The sequence below is a fragment of the Sediminibacterium sp. GW821-FHT12F12 genome (genome assembly GCF_058806635.1).
On the sequence record NZ_JBXAPW010000001.1, the window covers coordinates 85,493 to 105,362 of the forward strand.

Sequence of the window (19,870 nt, forward strand, 5' to 3'; positions counted from 1 at the left end):
TGCAGGCAGAGGCCGGCCGGGAACCTCCCGTAAAGGGTTTGTTTAACTATTCTCATTTACGAAAAAATAATGGTTTCACAAGCCTTTTGGGTAAAAATTCTTTTCTACACCTGTTAACATTCCCGCAAATCCAGCAGGGATTTGGGCTGTGAAATATTCCCAATTCCTTATCCACAACCTGTTAATATTTACAAGTTTAAAATGCCGAAAGGAAGGATATTTTCGTCAACCGCTTAACCCAACCGTTAATGCCGGGGGCATTTACCAACAACCCATAAAATATACCTGCGTTATGTCTAACCCTCGCGCTTCCAAAGGCTTACAATTCAGTCGCCGCTTTACAAAGGACGATGTTAGTCCCTTTGACATGTTTGAATATGATTACCGCGACAGCGTGATCAAAAATCCCAACGGGGAAAAAGTTTTTGAAATGAACAATGTGGAGGTGCCGAAGCAATGGAGTCAGATTGCGACGGATATCCTCGCCCAGAAATATTTCCGTAAAGCGGGAGTACCCCAGCCGGATGGGTCGGTTGGCAGGGAAACCAGTGTAAAGCAGGTAGCACACCGTATGGCCAATTGCTGGCGTGTATGGGGCGAGCGTTATGGCTATTTTGCCTCTAAAAACGATGCCCAGGTATTTTATGATGAGCTGGTATATAGTATCCTGAACCAGGCCTGTGTACCTAACTCACCACAGTGGTTCAATACCGGTTTACACGAGAGTTACGGTATTACGGGTAAACCGCAGGGACACTATTACGTAGATCCCAAAGACAAAAAATTAAAGAAATCAACCAACGCCTACGAGCGTCCACAGCCACATGCCTGTTTTATCCTGAGCGTGAATGATGACCTGGTGAACGAGGGTGGTATTATGGATCTGTGGACCCGCGAGGCCCGGATCTTTAAATACGGTTCAGGTGTGGGTACCAATTTCTCCCAGATCCGTGGCGGTGGCGAAAAATTATCAGGCGGTGGCAGTTCGAGCGGACTGATGAGCTTCCTGAAAATAGGTGACCGTGCGGCAGGTGCCATTAAAAGTGGCGGAACAACCCGCCGGGCGGCCAAAATGGTTTGCCTGGACCTGGATCACCCCGAGATCATGGAATTCATCAACTGGAAAGTAGGTGAAGAGAAAAAAGTAGCGGCGCTGGTAGAAGCCGGTTATGATAACAGTTATGAAGGCGAAGCGTATGCAACGGTTTCCGGACAGAACTCCAATAACTCTGTACGGATCCCTAACTCTTTCTTCAAAGCACTCGAAGAAAACGGCGATTGGGAACTGAAAGCACGTACCGATGGCCGTGTGATGAAAAAAATTCCTGCCCGCGAAGTATGGGAGCAGATCTCTTATGCCGCATGGCGTTGTGCAGATCCCGGTACACAGTATGATACCACGATCAACGAATGGCATACCTGTCCGAAAGGCGGAAGGATCAATGCATCCAACCCTTGTTCAGAGTATATGTTCCTGGATAATACGGCTTGTAACCTGGCTTCCATCAATCTGCGTAAATTCCATACAGAAGAAAATAACATTTTCGACGTAGAAGGATTTGAATATACATCCCGTTTGTGGACCACTGTACTGGAGATCTCTGTGTTAATGGCGCAGTTCCCATCCAAAGAAGTAGCGCAGTTATCATTCGATTACCGTACACTGGGTCTTGGATTTGCCAACCTCGGTTCTATGCTGATGGTAAGCGGCATTCCTTACGATAGTGAAGAAGCCCGCGGTATTGCCGGTGCGATCACAGCTATCATGACCGGTGTAGCGTATAAAACATCTGCCGAAATGGCCAGCTTCCTCGGTGCTTTTGATAAGTACGAAGAAAACAAGGAAGATATGCTGCGTGTAATGCGCAACCACCGTGCTGCTGCTTACGATGCAGAAGATGCCTATACCGGCATTGAAATCAAACCACAGGGTATTAAAGCCCAATACTGTCCGGACTATATCCTGAAAGCAGCCACCAAAGCATGGGATGATGCCGTGCAGCTGGGTGAAAAATACGGTTACCGTAATGCACAAACCACGGTGATTGCACCAACCGGAACCATTGGTCTGGTAATGGATTGCGATACTACCGGTGTGGAACCTGATTTTGCCCTGGTGAAATTCAAGAAATTAAGTGGTGGCGGTTATTTCAAGATTATTAACCAGTCTGTACCACAGGCATTGCGTAATCTCGGTTACAATCCTGCACAGGCCGAAGCCATTGAGAAATATGCTGTAGGTGCTGCCAGTTTTGAAGGAGCGCCATTTGTAAACCCTACTTCGCTGCGCGAAAAAGGATTTACAGAGCAGGAGATCGAGAAACTGAATGGTGCTGCCAAATCAGCGTTTGAGATCGGTTTCATCTTTAACCGCTTTACCCTGGGTGATGAGTGTATGCAGCGTTTAGGTTTCAGGGAAGAGCAATATGCCGACTGGAACTTCAGCCTGCTGGAAGCTTTAGGATTTACAGAAGAGCAGATAGATGCAGCCAACGATTATGTGTGCGGAACCATGACCATTGAAGGGGCTCCTTTCCTGAAAGAAGAACATTTACCTGTATTTGACTGCGCCAACAAGTGTGGTAAAAAAGGCGAAAGATATATTCATGCTTACGGACATATCCGTATGATGGCCGCCTGCCAGCCATTCCTGAGCGGCGCCATTTCCAAAACCATTAACCTGCCGCACGAAGCAACTGTAGAAGAGATCTCGGATTGTTATCTGCTGAGCTGGCAGCTGGGTCTGAAAGCAAATGCCCTGTACCGCGATGGTTCTAAATTGAGCCAGCCACTGAGCAACAAATCAGACAAGAAAAAGAAAGCAGGTGAAACAGAAGCTACTGCCGATACTACACAAGAACCGGTAGCTGAAGCGTCTAATATTGTAGACCTGAGCAAATTAACCGTTGACGAATTACTGGAAGAAGTGCAGAAGCGCATGCAGGCTTCTACCGATACCAAGTTCAAACGGGCACTGTCTGGTATTGTGGAGAAGAAATCATTACCGGCCAAACGCCGTGGTTTTACACAGAAAGCAAAGATCGGCGGACAGGTGATCTTCCTGCGTACCGGTGAATATGGGGATGGCACTTTGGGTGAGATCTTTATAGACCTGGCCAAGGAAGGATCTACGCTGAGAAGCTTTATGAACTGTTTCGCCATTGCGATCTCTGTAGGCTTACAATATGGTGTTCCGTTGGAAGAGTTCGTAGAGAAATTTGTATTTACCAAGTTCGAACCATCCGGTATGGTAGACCATCCGAATATCAAAACCACTACTTCCCTGGTTGACTTTGTATTCCGTGCCCTGGCATTTGAATATTTAGGCAGAACCGACCTGGTGCATGTACTGGATAAACCCAGCATCGGTAATACGGGTGAGGGGGATGAAGGAGACGCTACTTTTTTGGGAAAGCCTGAGCTGAGCAGTATCCGCGTAACTGCGCCATCTGCCAATACCGCCGCAGCGCCACAACCCCAGAAACTGCAGCGGGCAGCCGTTAACGAAGACAATGGTATGAGTGCCGTAAATGCTGCCGCCAAAAACATGCAGAGCGATGCACCGGCCTGTAATACCTGCGGACATATCACCATTCGTAGCGGTACCTGTTACAAATGTCTGAACTGTGGTAATAGCATGGGTTGTTCTTAATCGATCCGGCATAATTAAATGATCAGAAATATCAACTATACCAACCGCTCCACTCAGGAGCGGTTTTTTTTATGTTCTGGACATGAAAAAAAAATGGGATGAGATGTTGACCGATACAATGAGTACATTTTCTTGCCTGACCATCTTGATAGTAGGGGATATGCTTTATTGCCACGCGCTTCAGCGCGTGGATGGAGGCTAACTATGAACCTTATCAGGGACTTTAGTCCCGCGGATGCCTTTTAACTAAAGTTGAATTTTTCCAGAAACTCCTCATATTCCTTCTGAAAACTCTTTTTTTGATGATGCTTTTCCTGATTGTCAATATATGCTCTCAGTTTTGGTATCAACGATTCACTTACTGACACAGCAAAGTACTCATCCTGCCAATACAATTTTACATGATTGATTCCCGATCTGTTATTAAACCAGTGAGCCGATTCGCCTTTCAGTAGTTTGGCTATCTCATGTATAGTCTGTGTGGGCTTTAGCCAGACCATGCAATGAATATGGTCTGAATAGCCATTCAGGCAGTCAATGAAGATCTCTCTTTCATTTGCATTCTTTCTGATATGATCAAATAAAAGAGAACGCAAGGGCTTGGTTAAAACAGGTTCCCTGTTTTTGGTAGACCATACATAATGAATACAAACTTTTGTGAAAGGCATTTTTTTTGTAAAGCAAGAAAATAATTAGACTATAGTGTTAGGGTATTTATACCTGATTGTGTAGCTATTAAAACGGAATACTCGGGACTAAAGTCCCAGTTGTGTGTCTATTAGATTGTATTCCACGCGCTGAAGCGCGTGGCAAAACTAACAGCTGCTCCATCTTTTAATACATTGTCTGGACTTCTGTTTTTATTTATTTCAGTGAAAATTTCAACCTTTCTAATTTTATCAATGGGAATAGTTAGACAAATCGGAATTTGGCAATTAATAGATAGTATTGCCATCTGGTTTGCTATATGAACTTGATTATTTATGTGTTGATAATGGAATTAAAGTCAATATAATGGTTGTCAGCCAGAATAATTATTGCAGCTGTAAAATTGACAAGATTAATTGTTTTGCCACGCGCTTCAGCGCGTGGATGGAGGACTAACGCTGAATCTTATCCGGGACTTTAGTCCCGCGAGTGGTAAGCTGATAGCAAGCGGGTACATGCTTCATTAAAAGCATCATTATTTTACTTCAAAATATTGTATTGCAGTACCACCATATCCCTGTGGACTGAGGCCTTGTATCACACTGATATACCTGCCCTTTTTATCGGAGGTGTAAAAACGGACATGACGCTCATTATTCTTGTCGGCAGGTATTTCGTGCGACCAATACAGTAAAGTTCTGAAATCAGGTGTGTGGGAATTTTTTTCCGGGTTAGCAGCATCGTAGACGGGCGAATAAAATTCGCGCTGTAGTTGTAAACCTTCATAGTCTATCACCAATGCACGTGGATCCAGTTCAAAGTTGGCGAGATCGCCTTTGTAGCTGGTCCAGTTAAGGATGCCGGAGAAAAAGGAATTGCCGAGAAAATAGCGCCGGTTATAGACTTCCAGTTTTCTCATTTTGAGGGGGTCGTAACTCATCAGCCTGTCAATATCAAATACAGGTACACCATCCACCAGTATCAGCGGAGGGGATTGAAAAAACTGAAGATTGGCCATGTCTTGCCTGGGTGCGAAAAAATTATTCCATAACTGGAGCTGGAATTTTCCTTTTATTTTCTGCACGTCCATCAGGTTTACATATTCGCGGAGTACTTCTTCGATGGTGGAGAAACGGGTATAATCATCCATCATATATACGGCATCCGGTTTTTCAAAAACAGAAGCGGTATCGGCAGTTGGCAGAAAATGTTTTAACTGGGTGCCCGCATACTGGTTCTGAACCTGCACATTGATACTTTGATCGAGCAGGGCATTTTGTCTGGCTGAAGACAGATAAAACGGGGGTGCAGTATTTCTCGAAAATTGTTCGGCAAAAGGATTATTGAGCTCTATTCTTGAGAGGGAATCAACGGTAGGATTGGTTTGTACAATGATCTCTGACGAACCCTTCATGTACTTGAAATCGAATTTTATTTTTCCGGCAGTATCGCTGATATAAGTTTTGAAGTTGGTATTCAGGCCGGGAACAGAAATATAGGTTTCAATATTTTCCAGTGGTTTGCCGGTGATGGCGCTCACTGCTTTACCGGTAATGATATGCCCGTTGAGCTCTGGTGGGAAAGCGGACACCGGATCTCTTTCCTGGAGAATATCATCCCATTTAAATCTACGCCAGCCTTGCGTCAGCATCAGGTTATCCATGGCCGGCAGGGTCTCTTCTCTGGACCCGTTAAAATAAAAAGCCGGTGATTCAATGGTTCCGCGCAGATCTGACTGTAACCAGAGAAAGGTATGGATATTGCTTTCATCCGGTTGCTGCAGCTCGTCCAGTCTGTATACAGATATGGATAGGTCGGTGTTGTTCTCTTTCCTGTTCTGCATGGCGGTTTCTACCAGCATGTCTACTGCAGAACGGGTGTTATAAGCAGGTTGTATCCCTTTTAGGTCAATTGATAGTTTTTGTTTCGGGTAGGTAAAATACAATCTTTCACAGAGCGGTTGTCCGGCACCATTGAACAGTGTGAAATGAGAAATACCTTCGCCCAATAAGTCCGGGTCTACAGCAAATATAGCTTTACCCTGCTGCAGTTTGCCCTGCCATATTTTTTTTAACGACTGGCGTGTATGCAGGAGTAGTAGCAACGTGCCGGTGTCTGAGAGATTGGTTTGTGCCGTAATGTTGATAGTTGCATTGCCATTGGCCTGTAAACGCATTACATATCCCCGGTCAAATATTTCCGGGAGGTCGCGGGTGTAGGTAGCTGATCCGGTTTTGATGATTGCTTTATAGCGGTGGCCGGTAACAGGTGTAAAATCAAAACTCCCCATTCCGAATCGGTACGACTGAAAGCCGGTGATACTATCGTTCTTTTCATCTACGATCAAACCAGTATACACAATACCATTGCCATCAGCCCCCTGCACTTTACAGGCAATCCGCGAACTGATACCTGTTACCAGATTACCACCCTCCGGAAAGAAACGGATATCAGGAGCAGTGGTAGAGGCTACCGTGGGAGTAAATATCTCCCTGCTTTTTTGTGTATTGACAATTGTAATCGCTTTTTCAAAAAAATAAGCCGGCCCTGCGTTTTTCATCCAGTTGGTATAACCCCGTATGGTATAGTTGCCGGAATTGATTGTCACAGGTAACTGTAAAGAACCATTTCCACTTCCTTTCTGAAGGGATATTTTTGCCTGTAGTATGGATTGATTGGTTTCATTCAGCACTTCCACATATGCTACTTTGCTGATGGCCAATGGTTGATGGAGAGATGCATCTGTTACATATATTTTAAACCAGATAATATCACCTGCGAGATAGAACTCCCTGTCAACATGCATGTAGAGTTTTTCCTGTAAACTTTTTTCCGAGTAGCGTGAAAAATGCCCGCTCAGCTTTTCTGTACTGATTTGTGCGTTAGCTGCTACGGCCAACAGCAGTGCCACAACAAAAAAGAAGCAGGGTTTTCTATTTATTTCAGCAATGCGTTTCATGGATACAGTATACTATTTTTCAGGGCCAGAATATGGGTTTGGCATTAACGCCTCTTATCGTACAGTCAACACAGACCTCGCTGGCGAAATAAACATAATCAAGACCGGTCATACCTCCTATGGCAACGCGTGTAGGGGTTCCAGCTTTTATTTTGATAGAATCAGGAAGATTTCTAACCACTACTTCCGGTAAACATTTACTGTCATAATTCCAGCCGGGTACCTGCGCTGCACTGATAAAAATCCGCTTCTGTTTTTCTTCCGAAACCTCAACAAAACCAATTACCGGTTCAGCCGGGTTGCTGAGGCAATGCAGGTTGCCATTGTTATCAGAAGGCTGGGCATCAAAAATGGAACCCAGTTGTTCTGTGTTTTTCCGCATCTGCTCCAGAAAACGGAATGCCTGCCGGCTGATGGCATATTGTTTTAAGTTGATGCTGTACAGAATCCCCAGTTTCCAGGAGGCAGGTTCAATGTAGGTTAATGGATAAAGCGCTACTACATCGTTTGATAATTTTTCTGTTGTGTTGATGAGAATATTGGTTGGGATATTTGTTTTCCAGCACCTGAGTACTTTCGGGTCGTACACAGGATTACTCGAATCGCGGTAGCCTACATGGTGCGGATTACCAAATCTGTCATTGTACACTTTCAGCATAGTGGCGAATGTGGAACTGAATTCCCATGTCTCGTCGTATTTAAACTGATAAAATTTTGTGTTATTGGTATTGTCGTGTGTGTTTGCATAGATCTGTACGCCACCGTTTTCTCTATTCCAAGAAACACTGTCAATATCGGGTGTTTTACGTACAGTTGAATAATCCGATACATATTCTTTTCCGGCAGCTGTTCTGATGTATACACGATACTGTTCAGCATTATTAAGGACGATCTGTGGGTGGGTATAGGTACCCGCACTTGTTTCAGCTAAAGGAAAATTGGTTGTATTATTTTTATTCTCTACCCGTACCAGTGCCCCCGTTTCTTTTACGATAGTGGCAGCACTGGAAATTTTTGTGCTTCTTGAAATGCTGATACTGGTAGGACCATTGCCGCTGTTGATGAAGCCTTCCACTACGAGGTAACCGGTAGGGGGTTCGTTTAACTGTGGTATGTATTTTTCCCTGCAGGCAAGAGCCATCAGCAGCAGTGATACAATAAATAGTTTTTTCATACGCATCATTTAAAACCGCACATTATAGTTGATATAAGGAATCAATGTTCCGAAAATGGATAGTTTATAGCCGTTAACCACCGCATTCTCTGTTGTATAGTAAACGGAATAAGGATTCTTTCTTCCCGTTAGGTTGTATACGCCAATGGTAAATGAATTATGAAACAGCTGATGCACTTTGTGATTGCCTTCTATATTCATCGAAAAATCGGCACGGAAATAATCAGGTATCCGGTACTGGTTCCTGTCTGAATAAAGGGTGCGTTGCGCTCCGGCATAATAAAACATACCAATGGGCAAAGTGATGGGGCGACCGGTGCTATAGGTTGTATTCACCGAGATACTGAACCGGTGCGAAATACGGAGGTTTCCCACAAAAGTAAGGTCATGCGGTTTATCGTAGTTGGCAGGGTAAAAAGCTCCTTTATTGATAGGAGATCCCTGTGTACTGTCGTTCATCTGTAACAAAGTGCGTGAGTAAGTATAGCTGAACCAGCCATTGAATTTACCGGTTGCTTTTTTGATCAGGAACTCTACGCCGTATGCTTTTCCGCGGGTACCTACCAGATCTGTTTCGATATGCGGATTCAGCACAAGAACAGCACCACTTTTGTAGTCGAGAAAATCTTTGATGCGTTTGTAATATACTTCTACGGATGTTTCAATGGTGTTGGATTTGAAATTATGATAAATCCCCAATGATACCTGTTCGCCCGATTGTGGCCTGATATTGGGATCACTCAGCTTCCAGATATCGGTAGGTGCAATGGCGGCTGTGTTGGAAAGCATGTGAATGTATTGCCGCTGGGTATTAAACCCTGCTTTCACTGAGAAATTCTGGTTGATGATATAGCGTGCAGTAGCCCTGATCTCTGGTGCGTGATAGGTTTTGATGAAACTGCCACTGCCATAATTGATAACTCCCACCCGGTTGTTTTCGGTTTTGGGAACACCGGCCGCGTACTGGTTAACAGTTTGTGCCCCCAGATAATTAAAAACGGAATAACGAATGGCTCCTTCCAGAGAAAGCTCGGGTGTTACGGTGAATTTATCGCTGAGGTATAAGGCCGTTTCCAGCGCCTGCTCGGTCTGCATTTTTTGCGGTACTATCAGCGATTTGTTTCCCAATGGAGCAAATGTTCCGGGTCGTAGTTTGTACAAGAGGTTATTCATTCCGAACTCAATGGTATGCCTGGCATTCGCAAAATAGTTTACATGGGTTTTCAGGTAATACTGGTTAATATTGAAATCAAGTTTGTAGGCAGTGGTAGGGTTGCGTTCACTCGATATGTCGTAATAATATCCATCATACCCCCCGGAACTGATCATGTACCATTTGTTATTGAATACATGTTTCCATTTGAGTGAAATATTCCGGTTGCCGTAATGATAGGTGGTATCGTTATTGAGATTAAACCTGTCGTTGCTGAGGTAACCTGTAAAATAGACACTGTTCTTTTTATCTATCTCATGTGTGATATTGAAATTGATATCATTAAAAGCTGCTTTGCTGTTTTTATATTCATTGGGTAACAGGTTCAGCAGCCAGTTGGCATAAGTGGTGCGGGCACCGAAAATGAAGGAACTCCTGTCTTTTACGAGGGGCCCTTCTACGTTGATCCTGCTGGTGAGCAACCCGATCCCTGCTGAGCCGGTAATAGTCTTCTTGTTTCCTTCGCGACTGTTTACCTCCAGTACAGAAGAAAGCCGTCCGCCATACCTGGCGGGAATGCCGCTTTTGTATAATTGCACATCTTTCACCACTTCAGGATTAAAAGCCGAGAATAACCCGAAGAAATGTGAAGGGTTAAAAATGGTAGCATCATTAAATAAGATCAGGTTCTGGTCTGCCGAACCGCCGCGTACATTCAGACCGGTGCTGGCCTCGCCCACGGTTTTTACACCGGGCATGGTCATCACTACGCGGAGAATATCTGCTTCTCCAAAAACAACGGGTACCTGTTTGATGGCTTTGATATCTATTTTCTGCACACCCATCTGCATGCCTTTAATGAGGCTGGTTCTTTCAGCAGAAACAGTGACATTTTTCAGGGAAATTACCTGTGGCTGCAGGTCAATATTCATCCGTCCCTCTCCATACACCATTAACTGCCGACGCGTATCAAGGGCACCCAGGCTTTGTATGTTGATAATAGTACGTCCCTTGGGTACCGTGATGGAATAATACCCATACTGATCGCTGATCACACCTGTTTTGCTTCCTTCCAGCATAATGGAAGCACCAATTACCGGTTCTCCTGTTTTACTATCGTGGAGATAACCTGCAATGGTTACTTTACCCGGGGTTAGGGCTGTTTTGGGTTTGTCACCAATTATATAGAGTTTGTTCTCGAGATTGGCTTTGGCGGCTTTGGGTTCTGTAACTACCGCATCTTTTTGGACAGGATTTTTGGCCGTTATAACCGGTTTTTTAATTTTTGGCGGCAGATCATCAAATAGATCATCAGCCAGCGCCATACTGATCGGTATATGTTTGGTAATGAAGATCTGCCGGTTGCCATCATCAGAAAAAACAAGATGGGTATCGTTGAAAGCGAGTTGCAGCAGTTTGTGCAGTGGTTGGTTTTTGACAGAAAGATCGATCAGAATGCTATCGAAATCCGTTTTATTGTAATAGAATCTATAGCCTGTGTTTTTTTCCAATTGTAACAGAAATGTCTCTACCCGTAGCTGTTTGAACTCTCCCGTAACCAGCGGCCCCGAAGTATCGGTCTGTGCTTTTACAGATAAACAGTTCATTAGTAATACTACCAGTGAGGATAAAAGGATATGTTTCTGTTTGCGGAACATGTATCTGAGCTTATAAAATTAGTTTGTCAGGCTTTGATAATAGGTCAGCACACTGATCAGCGCATTGTCTGTATCTTTTGAAAAATCGGGTTTATTCTTCCGGATAAACTGTCTGATTTCCGTTTTTTTATCTTTTGTATAAGCTAATAGCTGCTTTTTCTTACCAATAGGTTGATAGGTATTCCCTTCTTTGAGATAATAATTTACAGAGGATACAATATTCCTGAAAGCGCCGCCGCCCCAGTTTCTCAATTCCTCTTCAATGGCTTTGTTTTCTTTTTTCAGGATGGAAAAGCGACTGTTTGTGTGCAGCAATTCATAAAACCCGCTGACGGGCAAGGTAGGGGTATTGGGGGTTTTCTCTAATTTGATAAACAGATGTCCGGCAATAGTGAATTCGTCGATCTTCTCGTTTGATGGACTTAATTTAAAAGTGCCTGAAGCATCTGTGAGTACCAGCCTGCTTTGTACCTGGTCGAATTTAAACGGGATGTTCTCATACAGGATATGATCGTAGCGGATAGAGCCCTGCTGGAAAGCTGCCGATAGAAAAAAGGGCTGCCCCCGGTCGAGCCGTTGATCGTATTCCACATACTGCGGCCCGGAGTAAAGAGGGGCGGCGGTAGATAGGAACTGCTGGTATTGCCGGCGCACATGTTCCACCGCGGCAGTACGGGTACTGCTGTCGGATGGGGTTGGTTGTGCAAGCGACTGTTTCGTCAGGAGGGAAAAACAGGTGGCCAGCATCCCAAAAGCAGCTCTTTTGGTGGTGATCATAAATTAATAATATTTGAAATGTAAATCTTTTGTCAGGCCGATACAAATTTCAGAGCCGTTTTTTGACAAACGGCCCTGTTTTATCGGTGATTCTTTGGTTCAATACCCGGAATAGATTTTTTTTACCCTTTACCGATACTTTTTCGACATTTCACTAAAACCTTTTCTATAACAACTGAAATAACTTATTTTCATTCTCTCAACGAATTCCAAAATCAATATTGCTATATGGGAGATCTCCAGATCAAAAAACAAAGCAAAAAATACGATGCAGTCATCGTAGGTTCCGGTGCAGGTGGTGGTATGGCTGCCTATGTATTGGCCAAATCGGGTTTAAAAGTTTGTCTGATCGAAGCAGGGCCTGATTATGATCCTGCCAAACACTCTTCTCAACTCAAAAATCCTTGGGATTCTCCGCGCCGCGGAGCCAGTACCAAATTCAGACCATTTGGTGATTTTGATGGCTGCTACTGGGGCTGGGAAATTGACGGCGAACCGTATACCATGGCCGAAGGAAGTGCCAAGTGGGACTGGTGGAGGGCACGTATGATTGGCGGACGTACCAATCACTGGGGAAGGATCTCCCTGCGTTTTGGTCCGAAGGATTTTAAACGGAGAAGTATTGATGGATTGGGCGATGACTGGCCCATTGGTTACGAAGATGTAAAACCCTATTACGATAAGATTGATAAACTGATCGGAGTATTCGGTTCTAATGAAGGACTGGAGAACGATCCGGATGGTATTTTTTTACCGGCACCTAAGCCCAGGCTGCATGAGCTGATGATTAAAAAAGCGGCAACCGGAATCGGTATTCCTGTGATTCCTTCGCGTTTATCGATCCTCACCAAAAAGATCAATGAGGAGCGCGGTGCCTGTTTTTATTGTGCACAGTGTGGCCGAAGCTGTAAAGTATATGGCGATTTCTCTTCTTCTTCTGTATTGATTAAACCGGCAGTTACTACTGGTAATGTGGATGTGATCACCAATGCCATGGCGCGTGAGGTAATTACCAATGCGGATGGATTGGCCACCGGTATTTCTTATGTTGACAAAACAGACAATATGGAATACCAGGTAAGCGGCCGTGTAGTAATACTCGCTGCCAGTGCCTGCGAAACAGCGCGTTTGTTACTGAATTCAAAATCTACCCGACACCCCAACGGTTTAGCCAATGATAGCAATGTAGTAGGTAAATACCTGCACGATTCTACCGGCGCCGCTATAGGAGGTGTATTGCCACAACTGTATGGTCGTAAGCGTTATAATGAAGATGGGGTGGGTGGTATGCACGTGTATACGCCCTGGTGGTTAGACAACAAAAAATTAGACTTCCCACGAGGTTACCATATTGAATACTGGGGTGGCATGGGCCAGCCGGCCTATGGCTTTGGTATGGGTATGGAATACCAAAATGGTAAGTACATGGTGAATGGCAAAACCAAAGATCCCGGTGGCTATGGTGCGGGATTAAAAGAAGATGCCCGTTTCTTCTATGGTGCCGGTGTAGGGATGGCCGGTAGGGGAGAAGCGGTTGCCGATATCAAAAACTATTGCGAGATCGATCCGAAAGTGGTAGACAAATACGGGATCCCGGTACTTCGTTTCCATACCAATCACTCAGAGTACGAGATCAAGCAGGCCAAACACATGAAAGAGACCTTTAAGGAGATCCTGCACAATATGGGCGCGATCATTACCTGGGGGGGAGATGATAATGAAAAGAATAACTGGGGACTGAATAACCCGGGAAATATCATTCACGAAGCCGGAACCGTTCGGATGGGTGCAGACCGTAAAACTTCTGCCCTGAATAAATGGAGCCAGGCTCACGATTGTAAAACCCTGTTCTGTGTTGATGGCAGCCAGTTCACTTCCCAGGCAGATAAAAATATCACCTGGACCATCCTGGCGCTTTCTATGCGGGCATCGGAGTATATTATTGAGGAGATGAAAAAACAAAACATTTAAGCGCGGATGAACATGCTTGATTTATATGATTTCGCTTTCTACGGAATCATATAAATCAAGTATAAAAATCCGGCTCAAGGAATCATACTAAAATCATATCAATCTGTGATTATTATGGACAGAAGAAAATCGATCAAAACCTTATTTATCGGAACCGTTGGTGCCGGTGTATTGGTAGAAGCCTGTAAGAGCAGTGACAAAAAGGCCATTGCCGAATCGGCAGATGTGCTGCTGGCTGATAGGATGCAGGAAGAGAAAGATTACCTGAAAAAAATAGAGGCCGAACCCAGGTTCTTTACGGAACACGAAATGGCTACTATTATTGTATTGGAAGATATCATCCTGCCCAAAGATGCTACCAGTGGTAGTGCTTCCGATGCCAAAGTGCATGAGTTTCTCGAGTTTATTGTGAAAGATATGCCCGAGCACCAGACACCCCTGCGTGGTGGTTTACGCTGGCTGGATATGGAAAGCCTCAAACGTTTTGGTAAAGCTTTCAAAGATAGCGATGCTAAGCAGCAGATCGAGATCGTGGAAGATATTGCCTACCCGGAAGTGGAGGGGGCCATCAGCAAAAACAAACGTACTATTAAACCCGGTATGCAGCAGGGCGTTGCTTTTTTCAGCAAAATGCGCGACCTGGTAATGACCGGTTTTTATACATCAGAGATCGGGGTAAAAGACCTCGGTTACATGGGCAACACGCCCAACCAATGGAATGGTGTACCGGATGATGTGTTGAAACAATATGGATACGCCTATTCTGAAAGAGAACTGAAAGAGTGTGTGAGCTTTGATAAGGCGTAGGGGTAGAGTATAGGCCGTTAAAAGCGTTAAAAAGGTTAAAAGGGTTAAAGTAGTAACAGATTTCTCCTGACTACTTTAACCCTTTTAACCTTTTTAACTACTTTAACCAACGCCTAACTTACCCCCGCACCCGGATTAATATCCGTTTCAGGATTGATAAAGTGTAATTTACCATTGGCATCTTCTGCCATCAGGATCATACCGTTACTTTCTATTCCCCGCATTTTTCTCGGGGCCAGATTGGTAACCACGGTTACCTGTTTGCCTACAATCTCTTCTGGCGTAAAATGAAGGGCAATGCCTGATACGATGGTTCTGGTTTCAAAACCAAGGTCTACCGATAGTTTCAGCAGCTTATCTGCTTTCTCCACTTTTTCGGCACTCACAATCTTGCCCACTTTCAGATCGATCTTCGCAAAATCATCAAACACGATCTCCGGTTTTACCGGACTGCTTGCTGCTATGGGTTCTTCCGCTTTTGCGGTACTTGTTTCATTCACCATTGACGATTCACGATTCACTACGGCTGCTTTTAATTTTTCCAATTGATAGGTTATCTCGCTGTCTTCTATTTTACGGAACAGCAATTCGGGTGCACGCAAAGAATAGCCTACACTTAATAATTTCATTTTACCCGCATTTTCCCAATCCAGCATTTTATCTACCACTTTCATCAGGTAACACATTTTCTTAGCCGTGAACGGCAGGAAGGGATTGATGAGAATAGCGAGATTAGCACAGAGCTGTAAACAGATATGCATGGTATTGTCGATAGACTGCTGCGCTTCTTTTACAACCTGTCCATCATCGCCCACTTGTTTGGCAACGATCCAGGGTTCTTTTTTCTGCATGTACTGGTTACCGGTACGGGCCAGGTTGATCACTTCAAACAGGGCATCGCGGAACTTGTATTGTTCGAGCAGGTTCTCTACTTTCTTTCCGGAACCTTCTATTTCTTCGATGGTGGCTCTGTCCAGTTCGGTGAGGCTCTCATTGTGTATGGGAGGCACTTTGCCTTTACAGAGCTTGTGCATCAATACCAAGGAACGGTTTACATAATTACCGAAAATGCTTACCAGTTCGCTGTTATTGGCATCCTGGAAGCCCTGCCAGGTAAATTCACTATCCTTGGTTTCAGGTGCGATCAGTGTTAAGTAATACCGCAACACATCCGCCATCTGGCTGCCGCCATTTTCTTTGTTGATGAAATCATCCACATAATCCTGCATCTCTATTTTCCAGTTACGGCTGGTGCTCATTTTATCTCCTTCCAGGTTCATGAACTCGTTGGAAGGAACATTATCAGGCAGAATATTACCATGCAGTTTCAACATTACCGGAAAAATCAGGCAGTGAAATACAATATTATCCTTGCCGATAAAATGCACCAGTTTGGTGTCCTTATCTTCCCAATAAGGGCGCCAGTCTTTATCATTATTCAGTGCCCATTGTTTGGTAGCGCTGATATATCCGATGGGAGCATCGAACCAAACATACAATACTTTGCCATCGGCTTCTTTCAGCGGTACTTTCACACCCCAATCCAGATCGCGGGTTACGGCACGTGGTTGTAGGCCGCCATCTATCCAACTTTTACACTGGCCCAATACGGTAGAACGCCAGTCGTGGGCATGCTCTTTCAGGATCCAGTTACGTAAAAAATCTTCATGCCTGTTCAGGGGCAGGTACCAGTGTTTGGTTAATTTTTTTACCGGTGCATTACCACTGAGGGTACTTACCGGGTTAATCAGTTCATCCGGACTCAGACTCTTGCCGCAGTTTTCGCACTGGTCGCCATAGGCCCCCGGGAAACTACAATTGGGACAAGTGCCTTTAATATAGCGGTCGGCCAGAAAACTGTTGGCCTGTTCATCAAAATACTGTTCCGATTCTTTGATCTCCAGATCGCCGTTATTGTTCAGCTTGGTAAAGAACTCCTGTGCCGTTTCATGGTGCAGGGGATCGCTGGTGCGGTGATAGATATCAAACGCAATGCCCAGGTCCTTGAAATTCTGCTCCATAATCGGGTGATACTTATCGATGATGGCACGGGCCGTAGTTCCTTCCTTGGTAGCCTGGATGGGGATGGCGGTGCCGTGTTCATCGCTTCCACATACAAATACCACATCGCGCTTCTGTGCTTTCAGGTAACGTACGTAAATGTCAGCTGGCAGGTAGGCTCCGGCCAGGTGACCGATATGCTTCAGTCCGTTGGCATAGGGAAGGGCAGAAGTAATTAAATATCTTTTGGGTGTATCCATTGTTTCGGTGGTTTCCTTGTTGGGAAAGTCTGCAAAGGTAAGCAATCCGTGTAAGTAGGCAATTTTGGGAGGCTTGGAGGTTATTGACGGCTTGAAGCCGGGGGGATAGTGGTCACTCGGCGGAGCCGAGCGACTGCGTGCAGGCGTATACGCCTGCACGCATATTGATACAGTTCAGTAATATTGTGTATGATTAAGCTACCACCCTATTTGCGGAAAGGCGATACCATTGCGATTGTTTGTCCTTCGGGTTATATGCCCGCTAAAAAAGCCAAAACCTGTATCCGTGTTCTGCAGGAATGGGGCTACCAGGTAAGAGTGGGTAAAACCCTGGGTAACCAGTTTCATTATTTTTCCGGAACGGATACCGAACGATTAGCCGATATGCAGACCATGCTGGATGACAGGGATGTAAAAGCCATTCTTTGTGGCCGTGGCGGGTATGGGATGAGCCATATTGTGGACGGACTTGATTTTACAAAATTTAAAAAGAATCCCAAATGGTTGATCGGGTTCAGCGATATTACCGTGCTGCATGCACAGGTGTACCAGCAATTAAAAACAGCCAGTTTGCATGCACCCATGGCGGCGGCTTTTAATGACGGGCAGCATAAAAAAGAATATGTACAGTCGCTGGCAAAAGCGTTGAAAGGGATAAAAGCGAATTATGCCTGCAAGCCGCATGTGTTGAACCGGGCAGGCAAAGGCGAAGGTGAACTGGTAGGCGGTAATCTTTCGCTGGTAGCGCACCTGGTGGGCAGTGTGTCTGCTTATCAGACCAAAGGAAAGATCCTGTTTCTCGAAGATGTGGGAGAATATATTTATAACGTTGATCGCATGTTCATTCAGCTGAAACGGAGTGGTATGCTGGATGAACTGGCCGGACTGATCATCGGCGGTTTCACAGAAATGAAAGATACCACCATTCCTTTTGGTACCGATGTGTACACGGCCATTCAAGCGCACCTGAAAGAGTATGACTACCCGGTTTGTTTTGATTTTCCGGTGAGTCATGATAAAAAGAATTATGCCTTGAAAGTGGGTGTAAAACACCGGTTAACGGTTACAAAAGCCAAAGTGATACTCAAAGAAATCTAATTTCTGTGTCCCTCTGTACCTCCCTGTTTCTGCGTTGAAAATAATGATGGTAGACAAATGCTATTTTTTTTTCAACACAGAGAATCAGAGAAACAGAGATACACGGAGTTAGTGCCAGGCATGAAATTTTCGCAATTGACTTTTGAGAAAGCTTGTTCGTTTTACTTATTTTTTAGTACGAAGTATAATGCAAGACCATATAATGTAACAATGATCAGATTTATGTAGTTAATCTTTTGATTAGTCTTTTTCTTTTCTTCAACTACTCTCACTATCAAAATACTCATTGCACATAAAAGAGTAATTTGTAAAACTCTTTTTAGTAAGATTGATTTTATAAATAGGGGTAAACTGATTCCAATCATCATTAGAATAATTCCTATAGCCGCCATTTTTTTTAATCGATAAGTCATTGTTATTTAGTTTAATGTGAAATACAATAGTAGTAATCTATTTATTCATATCCCGTACATCATTGCCTATATGTTCTAACCGACGTCCACACAAAGGGCAGGGGTGTATCGGAATCTCGTTAGCCCGGATTACACTATAGGCTTCCCCAAAAGTAAGCTAGCTGGAACGAAGAAACTAAAAACCGCCCCAGGTTACTGGAGCGGTTAAAACTATAAAAATGAAAAAATCAAACCTCTTTCTTAGATGTTGGTTTCTTTTTTTTCTTTCTTTCGTAGAAATACTCTGCTATACTGAGTGATAATGATGTGTACACGGCGGTTATTAAAGCCCACTTGTATTCGTGAGTAAATTGATTATTAACGATTAGGTGGTATGTTACCAATGAAGCATACAATCCAACGGTAATAATGCAAAAGAAAATAAATTTTTTTATCATGGAATTGAAAATATTAGATTTATCTAGATAGGATACCGTATGCAGCTCCTGCAGAAGCCTGAACGCCTCCAATTAAAGCCCTGCCTGCAATCATTCCGTTTGATACCGGATTAACAGGCCCCCACTTAAGAAATATGATAAAGCTGCTTGGCAAAAGCCGAAAAATGCCCCCATGGCGTCTGCACCGATAACAGCACCAACTTTTTTCTTATCTAGCCTATTCTGCTTAACGCGATTAGGTGGGATTACATAAGTGCTATTTTCACCCACTGTTGTTTGTGACCTTGTGCTATTCGCTCCAACCAGCAGATCGTTTTCGACCATATCATAATATCCTAAACCTCCTTGACTTTCTGGCAACCACATGTATGCAGAGTTGTTGGCAACTTCGATAGCAATTAAAGTTGATGTTTGATCATAACCCGAAAGCTCATTATAGGCCCTATTAGATAGGGCAGCAAGTTGTTGGTTCAAAGTATTATAATCGGTCGTATTATCAACGTTTGCTACTAATGACCTCATAATATCACCTTGCTGTGTATTACTAATACTACTAAGCGTATTTGCAATGGTAGGGCCTACAACCTCGAGAGAATAATTATTTATATAGTATGAAAACTCATCTTGCGGAACAGTGGGGTAACCATTGTTGCTAAGAACATAGTTTAATGTGTTGTATACTGTCACATTATCAATGTAATTAGTCTTAACGCCAAAAGAGTTAGTGCGAATGTTTGATGAGGCGACCGGGCCGTTTTTAAGCTGTTTAATTATATCAATCATTAGACGATTGTGCTCTGTTCCAATTTGTTTTATTTCTGCTTTACTTAATCCTTGTTGACTGTTAGAGATGTTTCTCGAG

Annotated in this window: 11 protein-coding genes; 4 read left to right on the top strand and 7 right to left on the bottom strand. The window is 44.0% G+C overall.

Annotated elements, in window-relative coordinates:
- Positions 1 to 292: 292 nt before the first annotated feature.
- The gene (locus AC1RNB_RS00360) at positions 293 to 3,652 is read left to right on the top strand and encodes a vitamin B12-dependent ribonucleotide reductase (RefSeq protein WP_493079709.1); all 3,360 of its coding nucleotides are present in this window, start codon (positions 293 to 295) and stop codon (positions 3,650 to 3,652) included.
- A gap of 242 nt (positions 3,653 to 3,894) precedes the next feature.
- On the opposite strand, the gene tnpA is transcribed toward AC1RNB_RS00360, so the two are convergent.
- From tnpA to AC1RNB_RS00385, 5 genes are all read right to left on the bottom strand, one after another.
- Positions 3,895 to 4,320 carry an IS200/IS605 family transposase gene (gene tnpA, locus AC1RNB_RS00365; protein ID WP_493079711.1) on the bottom strand — a complete coding sequence of 142 codons (426 nt, stop codon included), beginning with the start codon at positions 4,318 to 4,320 and terminating at the stop codon, positions 3,895 to 3,897.
- Positions 4,321 to 4,835: 515 nt separating this feature from the next.
- A complete protein-coding gene (locus AC1RNB_RS00370) occupies positions 4,836 to 7,259 on the bottom strand; it encodes a hypothetical protein (protein ID WP_493079713.1) in 2,424 nt (807 codons plus the stop codon).
- Between the two features lie 19 nt (positions 7,260 to 7,278).
- Complete coding sequence (locus tag AC1RNB_RS00375; protein WP_493079715.1) at positions 7,279 to 8,433, bottom strand: DUF4249 domain-containing protein; 1,155 nt, start codon at positions 8,431 to 8,433, stop codon at positions 7,279 to 7,281.
- A 9-nt stretch (positions 8,434 to 8,442) separates the two neighbouring features.
- Complete coding sequence (locus AC1RNB_RS00380; protein ID WP_493079717.1) at positions 8,443 to 11,244, bottom strand: TonB-dependent receptor; 2,802 nt, start codon at positions 11,242 to 11,244, stop codon at positions 8,443 to 8,445.
- An 18-nt stretch (positions 11,245 to 11,262) separates the two neighbouring features.
- Entirely contained in the window at positions 11,263 to 12,021 is a 759-nt protein-coding gene (locus AC1RNB_RS00385) for a hypothetical protein (RefSeq protein WP_493079718.1), read from the bottom strand.
- Between the two features lie 228 nt (positions 12,022 to 12,249).
- Here AC1RNB_RS00385 and AC1RNB_RS00390 point away from each other — a divergent pair, with 228 nt between their 5' ends.
- Positions 12,250 to 13,992, top strand: a complete 1,743-nt coding sequence (locus AC1RNB_RS00390) for a GMC oxidoreductase (protein WP_493079720.1) — start codon at positions 12,250 to 12,252, stop codon at positions 13,990 to 13,992.
- A 114-nt stretch (positions 13,993 to 14,106) separates the two neighbouring features.
- Positions 14,107 to 14,799, top strand: coding sequence for a gluconate 2-dehydrogenase subunit 3 family protein (locus tag AC1RNB_RS00395; protein ID WP_493079721.1), 693 nt, complete (start codon positions 14,107 to 14,109; stop codon positions 14,797 to 14,799).
- Between the two features lie 113 nt (positions 14,800 to 14,912).
- Here the strand turns inward: AC1RNB_RS00395 and metG are convergent, their stop codons facing one another.
- Complete coding sequence (gene metG / locus AC1RNB_RS00400) at positions 14,913 to 17,105, bottom strand: methionine--tRNA ligase (RefSeq protein WP_493079722.1); 2,193 nt, start codon at positions 17,103 to 17,105, stop codon at positions 14,913 to 14,915.
- Positions 17,106 to 17,249: 144 nt separating this feature from the next.
- Here metG and AC1RNB_RS00405 point away from each other — a divergent pair, with 144 nt between their 5' ends.
- Positions 17,250 to 18,158, top strand: a complete 909-nt coding sequence (locus tag AC1RNB_RS00405) for a S66 peptidase family protein (protein ID WP_493079724.1) — start codon at positions 17,250 to 17,252, stop codon at positions 18,156 to 18,158.
- A 940-nt stretch (positions 18,159 to 19,098) separates the two neighbouring features.
- Here AC1RNB_RS00405 and AC1RNB_RS00410 read toward each other — a convergent pair.
- Positions 19,099 to 19,791, bottom strand: a complete 693-nt coding sequence (locus AC1RNB_RS00410; RefSeq protein WP_493079725.1) for a hypothetical protein — start codon at positions 19,789 to 19,791, stop codon at positions 19,099 to 19,101.
- Positions 19,792 to 19,870: the final 79 nt, after the last annotated feature.

Bases quoted from the DNA above. Each gene is read 5' to 3' on its own strand.
- AC1RNB_RS00360 (WP_493079709.1), top strand. From the start codon at position 293: ATGTCTAACCCTCGCGCTTCCAAAGGCTTACAATTCAGTCGCCGCTTT.
- tnpA (WP_493079711.1), bottom strand. From the start codon at position 4,320: ATGCCTTTCACAAAAGTTTGTATTCATTATGTATGGTCTACCAAAAAC.
- AC1RNB_RS00370 (WP_493079713.1), bottom strand. From the start codon at position 7,259: ATGAAACGCATTGCTGAAATAAATAGAAAACCCTGCTTCTTTTTTGTT.
- AC1RNB_RS00375 (WP_493079715.1), bottom strand. From the start codon at position 8,433: ATGAAAAAACTATTTATTGTATCACTGCTGCTGATGGCTCTTGCCTGC.
- AC1RNB_RS00380 (WP_493079717.1), bottom strand. From the start codon at position 11,244: ATGTTCCGCAAACAGAAACATATCCTTTTATCCTCACTGGTAGTATTA.
- AC1RNB_RS00385 (WP_493079718.1), bottom strand. From the start codon at position 12,021: ATGATCACCACCAAAAGAGCTGCTTTTGGGATGCTGGCCACCTGTTTT.
- AC1RNB_RS00390 (WP_493079720.1), top strand. From the start codon at position 12,250: ATGGGAGATCTCCAGATCAAAAAACAAAGCAAAAAATACGATGCAGTC.
- AC1RNB_RS00395 (WP_493079721.1), top strand. From the start codon at position 14,107: ATGGACAGAAGAAAATCGATCAAAACCTTATTTATCGGAACCGTTGGT.
- AC1RNB_RS00405 (WP_493079724.1), top strand. From the start codon at position 17,250: ATGATTAAGCTACCACCCTATTTGCGGAAAGGCGATACCATTGCGATT.
- AC1RNB_RS00410 (WP_493079725.1), bottom strand. From the start codon at position 19,791: ATGATTGATATAATTAAACAGCTTAAAAACGGCCCGGTCGCCTCATCA.